This is a genomic window from Flagellimonas algicola (genome assembly GCF_005937185.1).
GTDB lineage: Bacteria > Bacteroidota > Bacteroidia > Flavobacteriales > Flavobacteriaceae > Flagellimonas > Flagellimonas algicola.
This window is the reverse complement of record NZ_VCNI01000001.1, coordinates 1-15,658: the sequence shown is the minus strand read 5'-3', so window position 1 is coordinate 15,658 and position 15,658 is coordinate 1. Positions and strand designations below refer to the sequence as shown.

The following is a 15,658-nucleotide window of genomic DNA, read 5'->3' as shown; positions in this document are numbered from 1 at the left end:
TTATTTTGAGGCAACCCAAAACCTAAACCCGATGCTTAAAAGAAGGCAATTTATCAATCTATCCGCATTACTGTCTGCGTCCACTTTGGTCTCCCATGTAAGACCCAACATTGAGGGTTTAGCGCAAGATACCATCAAACTGTTACCCAAAAGACTAAAGAAAGGAGACACCATTGGGCTGATTGCGCCAGGCTATGCGGTTAAACCAGAGGTATTAAAAGAGATGAAGTCCACCTTGGTCGATATGGGCTTTATCCCTTTCCATACAGATCGCATTCATGGAAACCATGGATATTTTAGCGATACGGATGAAGAACGGGCAGCGGACCTCAACGAAATGTTCAGCAATCCAGAAATAGATGCCATTCTCTGTGCCCGTGGCGGCTATGGATGCACCCGGATCATGCAAATGATCAATTACGAAAACATAAAATCCAATCCCAAAATTTTGGTGGGGTTTAGTGATGTTACCGCTCTTCTGAATGGCATCAATCAAGAAACTGGATTGGTAACCTTCCATGGTCCTGTAGGTAGTACCCTAAACGATGATTATAGCAAGCAACAGTTGCTAACTAGGTTGGAATCTCCGAAATACCCCCAAACTATAGAAAATGTGGTTTTGGAGGATATGGAAATCCTTGAAAACCCAGAATATGAGCGATACACTATAACTGTTGGTTCCACATCTGGAAAATTGGTGGGTGGCAGCTTAAGTCTGATTGTAGCACTTGTGGGAACCCCTTATGAAATTGATTTTACCGATACCATCGTTTGTATTGAAGATGTGGAGGAAGCACCCTATAGAATGGACAGAATGTTGACGCAATTGATTGAAGGTTCCTCATTTAAAAAAGCCAAGGGAATCGTTTTTGGGGTTTGCGCCGGATGCGATAGAGATCCAAGTCCCAACGGTTTCACTCTAAAACAAGTACTCATGGACCGAATAGCTCCCTTGAACATTCCAGCGGCTTATGGCATGAGCTTTGGCCATGTCACCAATAACTTTACTTTTGCAATTGGTATCCATGCCCTATGGGATGCTGATAAAATGACCTTGAAGCTTTTGGAAAATGTAGTTTCATAACCCACCAATTTTAATGGAATAAAAAAAGGCCCGGATAACCGAGCCTTTATTCTAGGGAGTGGTTTTTATTTTTCAAACTCCTGAAGCGTTTTCTTGATAATGGAAATGCAATCCATCATTTGTTCATGGTTCATGACCAATGGCGGTGCAAATCGAATGATATTACCATGGGTAGGCTTCGCCAACAATCCATTGTCGCGTAACGCCATACAGATATCCCACGCAGTGGAACTATCTTCGGTGTCATTGATCACAATGGCATTCAGAAGGCCTTTCCCTCGTACCTTTAAAACCAAATCACAGCTTGGAATGAACTTGTTGAGTTCTTCCCTAAAAACTTCACCCAATTCCATGGCGTTTTCTGCTAGCTGCTCCTCCTTGACCACCTCCAGGGCGGCAATTCCAACAGCAGCCGCTACCGGATTTCCTCCAAAAGTACTTCCATGACTTCCCGGAGTAATGACATCCATGATTTCATCATTGGCCAAAACAGCAGATACAGGATAAGCTCCACCTGACAAGGCTTTGCCCAAAATCAAAATATCCGGTTTCACGTCTTCATGATCCACGGCCAATAGTTTTCCTGTACGGGCTATTCCCGTTTGCACTTCATCCGCAATAAAAAGAACGTTGTGCTGCTCACAAAGTTCCCTGGCCGCGGTCAAGTAGCCCTCTGAGGGCACATATACACCTGCCTCACCTTGAATAGGCTCAACAAGGAATCCTGCCACATCTGGATTAGCGATCAAAGCACTTTCCAAAGCCTGCAGATTATCGTATTCAATCTTAATAAAACCCTCGGTATAGGGCCCATAGTTCTCCCTGGCAACAGGGTCATTGGAAAAAGAGATAATCGTTGTTGTTCTTCCGTGGAAGTTGTTTTTACATACAATGATCTTCGCCTGATTCTCCGGAATCCCCTTTTTCTGATAAGCCCATCTACGGCAAATCTTCAAAGCCGTTTCAACAGCTTCTGCCCCAGTGTTCATAGGCAGTAATTTGTCAAACCCAAAGGTGGTGGTCACATACTTTTCATAAATGCCCAACATGTCGTTGTAGAACGCTCTGGAAGTCAATGTGAGGGTTCTTGCCTGATCTACCATGGCCCCAACAATCTTTGGATGGCAATGGCCCTGGTTCACGGCCGAATAGGCCGATAAAAAATCGTAATACTTTTTTCCTTCAGCATCCCAAACATACACACCTTCTCCCCGACTCAGTACAACGGGTAGTGGGTGATAATTGTGGGCTCCGTACTTGTTCTCTAAATCAATCGCTTGCTGCGACGTTAAATGTTCTAAAACAGCCATTTTAGTAATTTTTAAATTGATAAAACAACCATTCCTTCTGTACCTTTATTCTTTCGAGGACTCGAAAAAGCAGCGTGGGAGAGAAATCATCCCTAGTAGTGTCGCAAAAATATCAAATTTTTATCCAATTAAAAGTGTATTCAACGTCACTTTTTATGGGATAGCGCGGAGATTTGCAGTTCCAATCGTTTTAATTCCCGAAGCAGATCGTTTTTGTCCATTTGCATCCAAAAATAGACTTTGAGCATGCTCATCATAATAAGGCAAATAAATATGCCCACTCCCCATTTGATAAGGTCGTTGGTAGCTTCCGAGTCCAAAAACTGTATGCTGCAGTAAATAAGCACTCCTAAGAATACAAATACCATGATGTTCATGATTACTATCAACCAACCCATTTTGCCTTTAAAAATTCCCCCAAACTTTTCCAAAACATTCTGTTCTCCCAGTTCATCATAAAATTTGGCTTCGTCTTGGGTCAACGCTTCCTTGATCAACTTGTCTATTTCTTCCATCTCTTTTTTCATCTTATTTATCTTTTAAAATTTTCTTCAATTTTTCTCTTGCGTGGTACAACCGTGATTTTGTAGTACCCACGGATATGTCTAAAATTTCCGCAATTTCCTTAAGTGAGTATTCTTCCGTGTAAAACAACTTCAATACCATTTGCTGGTTTTCCGGAAGCTCTTTGATTGCACTCAACAACTGGCTTACTTTACCCGTGTCATCAGTTTCCTTTTGCGTTTGCTCTTGATCGTTCTCCGCAAAACTTTTCAGATTTTTTTGACTGGATTTGAGCTTGTTCAGGTAATCCAAACTTTTGTGCGTCACAATCCTGGTGGACCAACTACTAAAACTATTGGGATCCTTTAGCGTATTTAATTTTTTAATGATTACTCGCCATGAATCCTGAACAATGTCCTTTGAGGCCTCAACATCTTTGGTATATCTATACGAATGTCTGCACAATCGATTATGATGTCGGTTCACCAGCACCGATAAAGACTTTTGGTTCCCAGACTGGTATTCCAATACCATTAAGCCATCAAATACAAAACGGGTTGTTTTCATATCTACTTTCAATACAAGGACGTTTGGCCAAGGAAAAGGTTCAAAAGTTTGAAGAATTTTTTGGGATACATTTATACAAGTTAGTTGTTCTGAATAAAAACCTATTCCTACTTTTGCGCCATGCGAAGAAAAAAGAGCCGACAGACCTTTGAGCACGTTGAAGTAGTAGACGCCGGAGCCAAGGGAAAATCCGTTGGGAAAGCCCCTGATGGAAGGGTGATATTCCTTTCCAACGCCGTGCCTGGTGATGTGGTTGATGTAATGACCACAAAAAAAAGAAAGGCCTATTTTGAAGGGGTTGCCACCAATTTCCATCAACGCTCAGCAAAACGAACAGATCCCCAATGTGAACATTTTGGGGTATGCGGGGGATGCAAATGGCAACACATGGCGTATGAGCACCAGCTGTTCTATAAGCAGAAGGAAGTGGAGAACAATCTACAGCGAATTGGTGGTGTGGAACTGCCAGAGACCATGTCCATCCTAGGTTCCGAAAAGCAGTATTTCTATCGGAACAAAATGGAGTTTTCATTTTCCAGCAGTAGATGGCTAACGGAACAGGAAATTAACTCTGAGGAAGAAATTGTGGATCGCAATGCCCTTGGCTTTCATATTCCGGGCATGTGGGACAAAATTCTGGACATCAACAAATGCCATTTGCAAGAAGATCCGTCCAATGCCATCCGAACAGCCATTAGACAATTTGCAGTGGAAAATGGACTTTCATTTTTCAATCCAAGGACTCAGGAAGGCCTACTTCGAACCTTGATGTTACGGACAAGCAGCATTGGGGAGGTTATGGTGCTGATTCAATTTTTTGAAGATAACAAAGAACCCAGGGAACTATTGCTGACTTTTTTGAAAGAAAAATTTCCCGAGATTACCTCCTTACTCTATGTCATCAACCAAAAGCAAAACGATACCATTTACGATCAGGATGTGGTCTGTTTTGCAGGTCGTGATCATATTTTTGAAGAGATGGAGGGCCTAAAATTCAAGATAAACGCAAAATCATTTTATCAGACCAATTCGGAGCAAGCATACGAACTTTACAAGGTCACTCGGGATTTTGCCGGACTTACCGGGCAGGAATTGGTATATGACCTGTATACGGGAACCGGAACCATTGCACAATTCATTTCCAAAAAAGCCAGAAAAGTTATTGGGGTCGAATCTATTCCCGAAGCTATTTCGGACGCCAAAAACAATGCCCTAGGGAATGACATATCCAATGTGGAGTTCTATGTAGGAGACATGAAGAATGTGTTCACTACTGAATTTATTGAACAGCATGGTCAACCTGATGTTATCATCACCGACCCACCACGGGACGGCATGCACAAACAGGTTGTTGAGCAGCTGTTGCAGGTAGCTGCCCAAAGAATTGTTTATGTGAGTTGCAACAGCGCAACCCAAGCCAGGGATTTGGCTCTATTGGACGAAAAATACCAGGTAATCCAAGTGCAACCGGTAGATATGTTTCCCCAAACACATCACGTTGAAAATGTTGTACTTTTGGAGAAACGGGTCTAATTTTTGATAACCTATGTTTTAAACTTTGAATGAAAAAAGTACTCCCTAGCTTACTCATCGCCTTCTTATTGATCTATTCTGCTTCCTGCGAAAAAGATGATATCTGCGTGGATGGCGATACGCCTTTGTTAATTATTGGTTTTTATGATGTCGAGAATACCGAAGAATTCAAGGAAGTGCCTTCCATAAGAATCAATTCGTTGGACATAGACAGTGTACTGGAAAATGACTCCTTCACGGATCGTTCGGATTCACCAGATTCCCTTTTGGTGCCCCTTCGGATAGCTGATACTTCTACCACTTACGAACTCATAATGGACTCTGCCGCTGACGCGGATACTGGGGAAGAAACGGGAAACAGCGATGCCATTACGATAAATTATGGGGTGCAGGAAACTTATGTTTCCAAGGCTTGTGGGTTTGTTGCAAATTTTGACAACCTGACCGTCACCATACCCGATAGCGATACCAATTGGATACAGAACATCACCATAGAACAAGAAACCGTAGCAAATTCCAATAGCATCCATGTCAAAGTATTTCATTAGCCTTCTTTTCTTCGGCCTACCTATTTGGGGAATCTCCCAGGACGAACCTGTGGATCTTCAACCCAAAGACACGGTGGAGTACAAGCAACAATACGGTTTACGAGTGGGTGCAGACCTCAATAGGCTTGTGTTTTCATTTTTGGATGAAGATTACACCGGTTTTGAGGTGACGGGTGACTTTAGACTTTCCCAAAAATTGTATCTGGCCGGGGAACTGGGAAATGAAGAAAAAACAATATTTGAAGACTTGGGCAATACCCCTTTGTACAACTACACTTCCAAGGGTAGTTATATTAAACTCGGGGTTGATCTGAATACGTATGAGAATTGGTTCGGGATGCAAAATTCCATCATCATTGGCGGTAGATACTCCTTTGCCACATTTACCCAAACCTTGAACGATTACAAAATTTATGATTCCGATCGTTTTTTCAGTCCCACTGACTTTCTGAACGGCACAACACCCGGTCAAGAATTTAGTGGCCTCAGCGCCTCATGGCTGGAATTTGTTGTGGGAATAAAAGCAGAGCTTTTTGCCAATATTTATGTTGGAATAAGTGCCCGTTTGGGATTCTTGATTACCAATACGGAGGATGAACAATTTCCCAATTTATGGATTCCAGGATTTAATCGGGTAACGGATGGAAGTAACTTTGGGGTAAGCTACAACTACACCCTTTCCTATTTGATTCCAATATACAAAAAGGCCAAAAAACCAAAAGATCAACCCGAATAATAAGCACGGAAACCATGGAAAACAGCCACATCAATTACGTTGAATTCAAAACAAAAGATATTGAAAAGGTAAAAGCCTTTTATCAACAATCGTTTGGGTGGACTTTTACCGATTTCGGTCCTACCTATACCGCTTTTTCCAATAGCGGTTTGGAAGGAGGTTTTGAACTTACCGAGGACGATGTTGTTAACGGTGCATTGGTAGTGCTCTATCATGAAAACCTTGCGTTAATTCAGGATAAAGTGGTTGAAGCCGGAGCGGAAATTTGCAAACCTATTTTTTCTTTCCCCGGTGGCCGTCGGTTCCATTTTAAGGATCCAGCAGGCAATGAATTGGCTATCTGGTCGGATAAATAACGGAATCCATGATTGTTAGAGTATTTACTGCGGAAGTGCCTCAAGACCTTCATGCTGAGTTTGAATCCAAGTTCAAGGAAATTTCAGTCCCATTAGTGGAAGGACAACAGGGTTTGATTCGCTTGGAAATTGCCCGGCCAACCCGGTGGAATCCCAATACGTTCTCCATGATATCGTATTGGGCCAGCGAAGAAGATATTCGGCTTTTTGCAGGTGAACAATGGAATCAGGCCCATATCCCGGCTGGAATGGAAAAGTACATCGAATCCTGCAGCGTTCAGCATTTTGAACAAATTAGCCTATAAAAACAGGGAAGAACCAGGATATTGTTACCACTTAATCCGTGGGCTTGTGTTTCTTAGTACCCTCGTACATTTCATATTTCACCAGTCTGGACTCGAGCTTGCCGTTAAAGGTCTTTATCCTTCTCGAAGTCTTTAGCCCCAGGTATTTGAGAGCTTCCAAATTGGAAGTTATCAACCAAGCATCCGTTCCTGGATAATCCTGCTTTAAGGCATCTCCAATTTTGGCATAGAAGGCATCAGGGTCAATTTGAAGTCGTTCCCCATAAGGTGGGTTAAACACTATATGCAATTTGGAATCCGTAGGTTTCTCGGTTCGGAAGAAGTCTTTGCGCTCAATGGTGATATAATCTGAAAGATTGGCATTATCCACATTTTCCTGGACTTTTCTCACCGCAGATGGTGCTTTATCGTATCCGAAGATTCTATGGTGAAATTCCCTGGTTTTGTTCAAACTGGCATTCACAATCTTCTCATGTAGGCCCGCATCGTAGTCCTTCCAATGTTGAAAAGCATAGAATTCCCGATTGATGTTCGCTGGAATATTACAAGCAATCATACCCGCCTCAATCAAAAATGTTCCACTGCCGCACATTGGGTCCAAAAAATCCGTCTGACCATCCCATCCACTGTGTAAAAGCAATCCTGCGGCCAAAACCTCGTTGATGGGAGCAATATTGGTAGCAATTCGATAACCGCGTTGGTGCAAAGAAGGCCCAGAGCTGTCCAAAGAAACCGTGCAGTTGTTCCGGAATAAATGAATATTGATACGAACATCCGGGTCATGGGAATCCACATTGGGTCGTTGCCGGGTCACGGCCCTAAATTTATCAACGATCGCATCTTTCGCTCGTTGGGAAACAAACATGGAATTTCTAAATACATCAGAGCTCATGGTGGTATCAATGGCAAAGGTCTTATCCTCCCCAAAAAGCTGGGGCCAATCTATTTGATATACATTGCGATAGAGCTCCTTTTCGTTGTGCACCTTAAACCTGGAAATAGGTTTCATGACCTTTAACGCGGTACGTAGGCAAAGGTTGGCCTTGTACATAAAGCCAGTATCCCCTTCAAAGGAAACATTCCTCACACCCTCTTCTACCCTACCTGCACCAAGATTGCGCAGCTCTTTGGCCAACAGCGGTTCAAAGCCGTATAAAGTTTTGGCCAACATTCTAAAATTTCCTGCCATGTCCTATGAAAATCTTTCGGCAAAAATAGGCTATTTTTACGCCTTCAATCCAGCGTATGGAATTCCCATTTGTTTTGATTTATGTAATACCCATCTTGGCGGTTTGGGCCGGATTTGCATTTGTATGGCTCACAAAGCCCAAAGACAAAAAAAATGTGCGTTTGCTCTTGGCTTTTAGTGGAGCTTTTTTGTTGGCAATTACCTTTTTTGAACTCCTCCCAGAGGTTTACGAACACCATAGCCCAAGGACCATTGCCGTCTTCATTTTAGCTGGAATTTTGCTTCAGATTTTTTTGGAGTTCTTTTCCAAAGGTGCAGAACATGGCCACATGCATTTGGATTTGGAAAAAACGGGTTTCCCTCTCCTACTTTTTTTGAGTTTGTCACTCCACGCCTTGATCGAGGGCACACCCATCCATGGAAATGAACCGATTTTGTACGGTATTATCATACATAAAATTCCTGTGGCCATTGTTTTGGGTATTTTCTTGTTGAACTCCAAAATGAACAAAGGATTGGCCATTCTGTTCATGATCACATTTTCCCTAATGACACCGCTAGGGAGTTTACTGGCAAATCAATCTACCTGGCTGGACAGTTATGGGCATTTGCTAACTGCCCTGGCCATTGGGGTGTTCCTTCATATTTCCACGATCATCCTTTTTGAAAGCTCCCAGGGGCATTCCTTTAATCTTAGAAAATTGGTGGTGATTATTTTAGGTGTAGGCCTGGCTTATTTTCTATAAATATCTGATTTTCTTAAGAGGCTAAAAAAATCCGTCAACCCAAAACGGGCATCCATCAATTCAAAACGGTGTTCCGTCCATTGACTCCAAATTGGGAGGGGTGCTACAGCTACATTCGCGCCATAACCCATAAAACCTTTTAAAATGAAAATGCAAAAATTAGCCCTGTATGCTTTGATTAGCACGTGGGCATTTCTGAATGTAAACTGTGGTAAAGATGATTCTCCGGACAACCCGGATGATGGTCCAACGGAAACTTTCTACCAAATTACCGAAGTAACGATCAACGATGATGGCTATACCGCTCCTGGGACCTTGTCTTTTTGGTATTCCATTGACAATGGAGAATCTTATACCACTGAAAAACCCGCAGATTTGTCCAAAGGCGATGAGCTTTGGGTGAAAATCAATAATGGGGAAGTAGACATTTTTGAGGAGGACTTTTATTTTGATTGGTCCGGTTCTTCACTTGCTCCTGCGGATACCGAAAGTGATCTGGCCAAGTTTGTGGTTAAGGAAAGTGACATAACCATTTCTGCATCGGTAACGGACAAGGTGGAATTGTTGGTTACCAACCGGGATACAGGCCAATTTTTTGTTTTGGATTTAAGTGATGGTGGTCTCACCCCCAGCTTTACCATGATGAAAGATGAAGAGAATGCACTGGTAGATATTAGAGGTGTTGTACATAATCCAAATAATAACCAAATCTACATTACCAACTCCGAAGATGGCAACGGGCAACTTTATGCCGTAGACCCAAGTAATATGACACCTACCCTGATCAACGATAATGGAGATGATATTTGGAAGGGAATTGCCGATATTCTAATCACACCAAACAACCAAATTTTGGCAACTATTGGATTTGGGAACGGGATTGACCCAGCCTTGATTAGTTTTGATACCGCAGGTAATGCAATTGAACCAATGACCTTTACCGGAGATGATGTACCATGCTGTGGATTAGGTATGACCTTTGGGGATAGTCAACAAGAAGTATTGGTAGGAACCGGTTTGTCAAATCCCGTTAAATTATATAAATCAGATTTACAGGGTAAGGTATCCGAAGTAATCGAGTTAACCTTGGATGGATTTACCATAACAGATAATGCATCAGACTACTACATTCGAAATCTAATTAGAGACAATGTCGGAAACGTTCATGCACTTTGTTATAATCTTGATAGTGGAAACACCCATATCGCCAAAGTGGATATTGATGGGAATAGATTGATTCATATTGCACAAATTGGAGCTAACGGCGTATACTTCGGTTTGGTTGCATTACCAGCTTATACGTTTTAAAATGTGAATAAGAATATTATCCAATGAAGAAAAGGAGAGGGTTGATTCCTCTCCTTTTTTTTGGCATTCACTACCTAAAAAATTCCACAAACCAAAAACCAATGACTCGTAGCCCCTCCCAATACAAATAGGTGCCATATCAAATGGTTAAAGGGGATACGTTTCATGACGTAAAAGAAAATCCCTAGGGTATAAAAGGCACCGCCCAGGGCCATCCAAAACAGGCCTGTAGTAGATAAATTTTGCGAAAGGAAACTGTAATCCAAAACGACCAAATAGCCCATTACCGCGTAAAGTATTAGGGACAGTTTTTCAAATTTTCCGGTAAAGAACAGTTTTACAATCGTTCCAAAGACAGTTATTCCCCAAACCATATACAAGAGCAGCCAACCCTTGGACTCTTGCAAAACCAGCAAACAAACGGGAGTATAGCTTCCGGCAATCAGGTAATAAATACTGATATGATCCAAAATCCGAAGCTTTGCCTTCAATTTGGGTTCTCGAACCGCATGGTACAAAGTAGAAGCGGTGAACAATAAAATCAAAGAAAGACTATAGACAACAATGCTGATGACTGCATAACTTTCGGAAAGGTCTTCTTGGATCAAAAAGAAAAACCCGACCACGGCTAAAATCGTACCCAAACCATGGGAATAGGTATTCCATTTTTCTTCCAAAACCAAAAGCCTTTCTTCCCGATCCAAAGACTATTTGTATTGCTTACCGTGCTTGATCACCATATCCACATCTTGCAGCAAACTAATGTATCGCAACACATCCCCATCCACAGCAATAATATCGGCATATTTTCCGGGGGTGATCGTGCCCACTTCATCGGCAACACCCGTCCAAAGGGAAGGCCAATAAGTTGCAGCTCGAATGGCGTACATGGGATCAATGCCAAATTCGTTCACCCATACATCCAGTTCATTCCAAGTGGATTGACTGTGGAACTTCATAGGAATCCCACTGTCGGTTCCCACCAATAAAACCACCCCAGCGTCCAAAAGCTGTTGAATCTTGGTTTGCAAGGTCGGTCTCCTTGAAGGCGTCAACTGAAAGTACGGCAAGCGATCAGGATGCTTAAAGCTATTTTTTATATCGGTTATCACGCTATCTGGTAACCCCAAGTGCCAGGAATCATTATCCAATTTTTCTGGATTGTCCCTGGTATATTCATAATTGTAAAGTCCTTCCACAGTGGGGCACCAAAACAAGGGCCCTTTGTTCATCTGTGCTGTTCGCTCCTTGATCATTTCCATGACATCATCAGGATATTTGGGTGCAGAGGATAATCCGGTATGCTCAAAACAATCAACGCCTACCTCCAGCCCTCTTCTTATTTCCTCAGGACGATGTCCGTGCGCCACCACCTTTAAATTGTATTTATGGGCTTCGTCAACCACCGCGCTCAGCTCTTCCATGGTCATTTGATCATGATCAATCAGTTTGATCACATCCACCCCTGCATCTGCCAATTTTTTAATTTTTCGCTTACCGTCCTCCGGGCTGTTTACTCCCCATCTAAAGTCCTCTGTTCCTGGATAGGGTTTATGCTGAATAAATGGACCGGATACATATAGGGTTGCACCAGGAATTTCACCCTTATTAATCCTATCACGTACCGAAATGCTTTCTTTGAGCGGAGCTCCCAAATCCCTTGCACTAGTAACTCCTGCCATCAATAGTTGATGGGCGGAAGAGGGCATGATCACATCCTCAAACAAAGGCGGGTAGGTCTTGTCCCAATAGGTGTAATTTGCATGGCCATTGATCATGGTATGCACATGCATGTCCCATAACCCTGGCAACACGCTCATCCCTTCTGTAGATATAATTTCGGCCCCTTCAGGAACCGGAAGGGTTTCCACCGTTCCAACTTCTTTGATACGTTCCCCTTCTATGATGATCACGCTATTTTTAATAGGGTCAGAACCAAAACCATCAATAAGGGTTCCGCCAACAAGGGCTTTGATTGATTTTTGCTGTGCTAAAATGGACATGGGCAGCGAAAGTACCAAAGCCCAAAGGAGTGTTGATTTTTTCATAATCTTAAATGTACTAAACATCTGATGAATGTAAAAAGGTCTGTCCTCTTTAAGTGAAACGGCTTAAAAGCTAAATTTTAACCCCAGCTGTGCTCTCCATCTCGAATTTTGGAAATCAACCACCCAAGGAGTTTCATTATCTGAGATATTGAACTGAAACTGCGGTACATTGTTTTCGATTCCAACAAAATTCAACAAACTAAAACTGGAATTTACCACATTGGGTACAAAGACCAATCGTCCCCAATCGCGATTGATAAAGTTCAAGACATTCAACATGTCCAAAGAAATGGTTAATCTTTTTTGATTCCCCAAATTCTTACTGAATTCAAACTTTGCATCCAATTCATGGTTCCATGGGGTTTTGGCGCCGTTCCGTTCTACATAATTGCCGCGTCTTTCACTGAGATATGGATTGTCTCGGATATAATTGTCCAACTGTTGCCATTGTTCCGCAGCTGAAACAGCAACGTTACCGCTGCTATCAGTAATATCTATCAATGCTATTTCATTTTCGTCTTGGGGCACATAAATCAGGTCATTTCTAGAAGAACCATCTCTGTTTAAATCACCTTGATAAATAAAGGAATATGGACTACCGGAACGACCATTGTATAAGAAGGAAACAAAAAGGCTGTCATCGTTACCAAAATCAAAACTATAGGCATGGGTCGACACAATTTTATGTCTTAAATCAAAATTAGAGAACGAAAGTCCGGGATTATTCCCAAAAATTGCCTGATTCCATTCATAATTGGCGGCTGGTGAACTTCGTACCGTACTGGATACATCCTTGCTTTTTCCATAGGTGTATCCTAAATATGAACTGTAACCGTTAAATCGCTTACTAAGCCCAAGCGAAGCATTATAACGATATCCGCCGTTAGTATTGGTCAATAAAAATACGTTGGTGAAATTCGGATTAATTTTGATGGCATCACCCGTTTCAAGATAATAGGGTCTGTTATCAGCACCATCAAATTGACCCAATTCGTCCTGTCGGTTTATAGACTGAAAGAAAATACCCTTGACCACTTCGGTATAGGTTCCTTCCAAATGTAATTTCCAGTCGTAGGGCAAATCTACATCCAAAGCCAAATTGGTTTTCCAATCCCTTGGAAATGTAAAATCCTGATCAATCAGGTTTATTTCGGCCAAGTTGGGTTGTTGATTGGTTAAATCGGATAAATTTTCAGTGAGGGTCAATTCAGTATCCGGCCGTAAATCAATATTGAAATACTCTGTACCAGAAATGTACTCCGCATAAGCAAACCACAAATAGGGTAATCGTCCAGAAAACAATCCAGTTCCCCCGCTTAACCTCAAATTCTCATTTAGATTATAATTGAACCCCAATCTTGGATTCAGCTGTGGTTTTCTGGTGATTTTGTTATCAAATCCTGTAAATTCCGGAGTATCCAATACCTCTTGGGAAATGGGAAGATCTTCTGTAAGATATTGACCATCCAACCTTAGTCCTAAGGTAACAGAAAAATCATCACTAATTCGAATTTTGTCTTGTGCATATAGTGCTGCTTCCAGGACTTCTATAGTCGCTGAAGGCCGATTGCTCACAAAATTGAAATCGTTATCATTAATATTGTAAACACCTCGAACTCTTCTAGGTCTGTCCGACAAAAAGTCCTCTACGGATCTATATTCCCATCTTCCGTTCCAAGCCGACAGAAATCCATAATCCACATTGTGTATCTGAGCCAGCCCGCCAAAGGTAAATACATGGTTCGGCATTACGTAGGTCAACTTGTTGGCCAATTGAAAAGTGGAAAAATCGGTTTTGTAAACGGAGGCTTCCCTATACGTTCCGGCAAAAATCCTGTTGGTAGAATTGGAAGCTATTTGAATGTGTGGAAATACCCGACCCTCGAAATCTCTATTTTCCTTTACCGTGTTATATCCAAGGGTAAGATTATTGGACAAATTGCTTTTAAAATTGGATTTTAATTCCAGAGCAAGGCTATTCGCGGTACTATTATGTCTGTAGCCTTGATTTCCAAAATTAAAAATACTGGCATTCCATTCCAGGTTATCCGCATAACTGTCCACATAATTATTCCGCAACGTTAACTTGTGTTTGCTGGAAATATTGAAATCCAAACGGGTAAAAAGTTTGCTGCTGGACGTTTCCAAATCTGCATTGGTAAACGTTCCGGGGTCATAATTGTAGTTGGTAATCAAATGCCCTCTAACCCGAGTTACATCTTCCAAAGGAATATTCGAGGTTTCACTTCCGGGAGCATTTAAGACTGGAATGCTGGATAAAGCCTGTTCAAAATTCACATAGTAAAACAGTTTGTCCTTAACCACAGCCCCGCCAATGCCAGCACCAAATTGTAGGTCATAAAAACTGGACTTGTTTTGTTCTTGCCCATCAGCATACTTACCAATAAAAGCTTGGTTATTACCATAGGCATAGACTTCGCTTTCAAAACTGTTAGTCCCATTTTTGGTGACAATATTGAGGTTGGCGCCATTAAAATTTCCAATACTCACGTCAAAAGGAGCAAGTTTGACCGAAAGTTGTTTTATAACCCCTAAACCAATGGGTTGTGATCGAGATAGGCTTCCAGGAGTACCATTGGCGGAAGAACCTGAAGCTCCACTAGCTGGTTCTTGGAATCCAATGACATCATTGTTAGCAATGCCATCAATATTGAGGTTATTGAATCTGTTACTCGCGCCGGCAAAGGAGTTCAAGTTGTTTTCGGAAAGGTTTCTCGTTAAATCCTGAATACTCCTATTAATGGTTGGGGTTCTTTTGATTTGGGTCTCGTTAACCAGTGCCTCATTCCCACGTTTGGTCTCCCCGTTGATGGAAATGACCACCACTTCATCCAATTGTAGGCTTTCTTCCTTTAGATTAAAGTTTTGATTGGTGGTGTTTCCCAATTTTATGTGGACATTTTCAATAACTTCCGTATGATATCCCAAGTAGGACACCTCCAATCTATACGTGGATGAAGGAGACAGATTGGTAATGATGTAATATCCATTTTCCTGGGTTGTAGTTCCAAAAATATAGTTGGTGGAAGTATCTTTTATAACTATTGAGGCAAAGGAAATGGGTTCGCTGTTTTCATCCATCACCTTTCCTTGAATGGTGCCGGTAGTTACTTGCGCGCTGATTATGTTGGAAAAAATAAAAAGGATGAATAGCGCAAACGTATGTCCCATAGTTAATTTACAGTAAACTTAATGTAACTATGACGTTAGCTCCAACTATTTCTTACAGGTAATTGGAAGATTTTTGCAAGAAATTTTGTTTGGTTTCGGGCTATAAAATAAAAAAGCCCTCCTAAGCTAAAGCTAAGGAGGGCCAAGGAAGGCGGCGACCTACTCTCCCACCTGGTGTGGCAGTACCATCGGCGCAAACGGGCTTAACTTCCCTGTTCGGAATGGAAAGGGG

General features: G+C 41.9%; 15 protein-coding genes and 1 rRNA gene. 8 read left to right on the top strand and 8 right to left on the bottom strand.

What is annotated here, in order from left to right; all coding sequences use genetic code 11:
- Positions 1 to 31: 31 nt before the first annotated feature.
- Positions 32 to 1,084: a S66 peptidase family protein gene (locus FGG15_RS00080; protein ID WP_138831941.1), complete on the top strand. Its 1,053-nt coding sequence runs from the start codon at positions 32 to 34 to the stop codon at positions 1,082 to 1,084.
- Between the two features lie 65 nt (positions 1,085 to 1,149).
- Here FGG15_RS00080 and rocD read toward each other — a convergent pair whose 3' ends face one another.
- The 3 genes from rocD to FGG15_RS00065 all read right to left on the bottom strand — a co-directional run bounded on the left by rocD (position 1,150) and on the right by FGG15_RS00065 (position 3,465).
- On the bottom strand, positions 1,150 to 2,394 hold the full coding sequence (gene rocD, locus FGG15_RS00075) for an ornithine--oxo-acid transaminase (RefSeq protein ID WP_138831939.1): 1,245 nt from the start codon (positions 2,392 to 2,394) through the stop codon (positions 1,150 to 1,152).
- 146 nt (positions 2,395 to 2,540) lie between these two features.
- Entirely contained in the window at positions 2,541 to 2,921 is a 381-nt protein-coding gene (locus FGG15_RS00070; RefSeq protein WP_138831937.1) for a DUF6768 family protein, read from the bottom strand.
- Position 2,922: 1 nt separating this feature from the next.
- Entirely contained in the window at positions 2,923 to 3,465 is a 543-nt protein-coding gene (locus tag FGG15_RS00065) for an RNA polymerase sigma factor (protein WP_138835318.1), read from the bottom strand.
- A gap of 120 nt (positions 3,466 to 3,585) precedes the next feature.
- Here FGG15_RS00065 and rlmD point away from each other — a divergent pair, with 120 nt between their 5' ends.
- From rlmD to FGG15_RS00040, 5 genes are read left to right on the top strand one after another with little or no spacing between them, the layout of a single operon-like run.
- Complete coding sequence (gene rlmD, locus FGG15_RS00060) at positions 3,586 to 4,998, top strand: 23S rRNA (uracil(1939)-C(5))-methyltransferase RlmD (protein WP_138831935.1); 1,413 nt, start codon at positions 3,586 to 3,588, stop codon at positions 4,996 to 4,998.
- Between the two features lie 29 nt (positions 4,999 to 5,027).
- A complete protein-coding gene (locus FGG15_RS00055) occupies positions 5,028 to 5,546 on the top strand; it encodes a DUF6452 family protein (protein ID WP_138831933.1) in 519 nt (172 codons plus the stop codon).
- Positions 5,527 to 6,282 (top strand): DUF6048 family protein, encoded by a 756-nt coding sequence (locus FGG15_RS00050; RefSeq protein ID WP_138831931.1) that lies wholly within the window; start codon positions 5,527 to 5,529, stop codon positions 6,280 to 6,282. Before FGG15_RS00055 ends, FGG15_RS00050 begins: the two co-directional genes overlap by 20 nt.
- A 14-nt stretch (positions 6,283 to 6,296) precedes the next feature.
- A complete protein-coding gene (locus FGG15_RS00045) occupies positions 6,297 to 6,638 on the top strand; it encodes a VOC family protein (RefSeq protein WP_138831929.1) in 342 nt (113 codons plus the stop codon).
- A gap of 8 nt (positions 6,639 to 6,646) precedes the next feature.
- Positions 6,647 to 6,943: an antibiotic biosynthesis monooxygenase family protein gene (locus tag FGG15_RS00040; RefSeq protein WP_138831927.1), complete on the top strand. Its 297-nt coding sequence runs from the start codon at positions 6,647 to 6,649 to the stop codon at positions 6,941 to 6,943.
- Positions 6,944 to 6,974: 31 nt separating this feature from the next.
- Here the strand turns inward: FGG15_RS00040 and FGG15_RS00035 are convergent, their stop codons facing one another.
- Positions 6,975 to 8,132, bottom strand: a complete 1,158-nt coding sequence (locus tag FGG15_RS00035; RefSeq protein WP_138831925.1) for a THUMP domain-containing class I SAM-dependent RNA methyltransferase — start codon at positions 8,130 to 8,132, stop codon at positions 6,975 to 6,977.
- A gap of 56 nt (positions 8,133 to 8,188) precedes the next feature.
- Between FGG15_RS00035 and FGG15_RS00030 the strand changes: the two genes are divergently transcribed.
- A complete protein-coding gene (locus FGG15_RS00030) occupies positions 8,189 to 8,878 on the top strand; it encodes a ZIP family metal transporter (protein WP_138831923.1) in 690 nt (229 codons plus the stop codon).
- A 150-nt stretch (positions 8,879 to 9,028) separates the two neighbouring features.
- On the top strand, positions 9,029 to 10,186 hold the full coding sequence (locus FGG15_RS00025; RefSeq protein WP_237561704.1) for a hypothetical protein: 1,158 nt from the start codon (positions 9,029 to 9,031) through the stop codon (positions 10,184 to 10,186).
- A gap of 74 nt (positions 10,187 to 10,260) precedes the next feature.
- Here the strand turns inward: FGG15_RS00025 and trhA are convergent, their stop codons facing one another.
- From trhA to rrf, 4 genes are all read right to left on the bottom strand, one after another.
- The gene (gene trhA / locus FGG15_RS00020; protein WP_138831919.1) at positions 10,261 to 10,890 is read right to left on the bottom strand and encodes a PAQR family membrane homeostasis protein TrhA; all 630 of its coding nucleotides are present in this window, start codon (positions 10,888 to 10,890) and stop codon (positions 10,261 to 10,263) included.
- Positions 10,891 to 10,893: 3 nt separating this feature from the next.
- The gene (locus FGG15_RS00015; protein ID WP_138831917.1) at positions 10,894 to 12,234 is read right to left on the bottom strand and encodes an amidohydrolase family protein; all 1,341 of its coding nucleotides are present in this window, start codon (positions 12,232 to 12,234) and stop codon (positions 10,894 to 10,896) included.
- 63 nt (positions 12,235 to 12,297) lie between these two features.
- Complete coding sequence (locus FGG15_RS00010; RefSeq protein ID WP_138831915.1) at positions 12,298 to 15,426, bottom strand: TonB-dependent receptor; 3,129 nt, start codon at positions 15,424 to 15,426, stop codon at positions 12,298 to 12,300.
- Positions 15,427 to 15,572: 146 nt separating this feature from the next.
- A 5S ribosomal RNA gene (gene rrf, locus FGG15_RS00005) occupies positions 15,573 to 15,658 on the bottom strand; the annotation flags it as partial.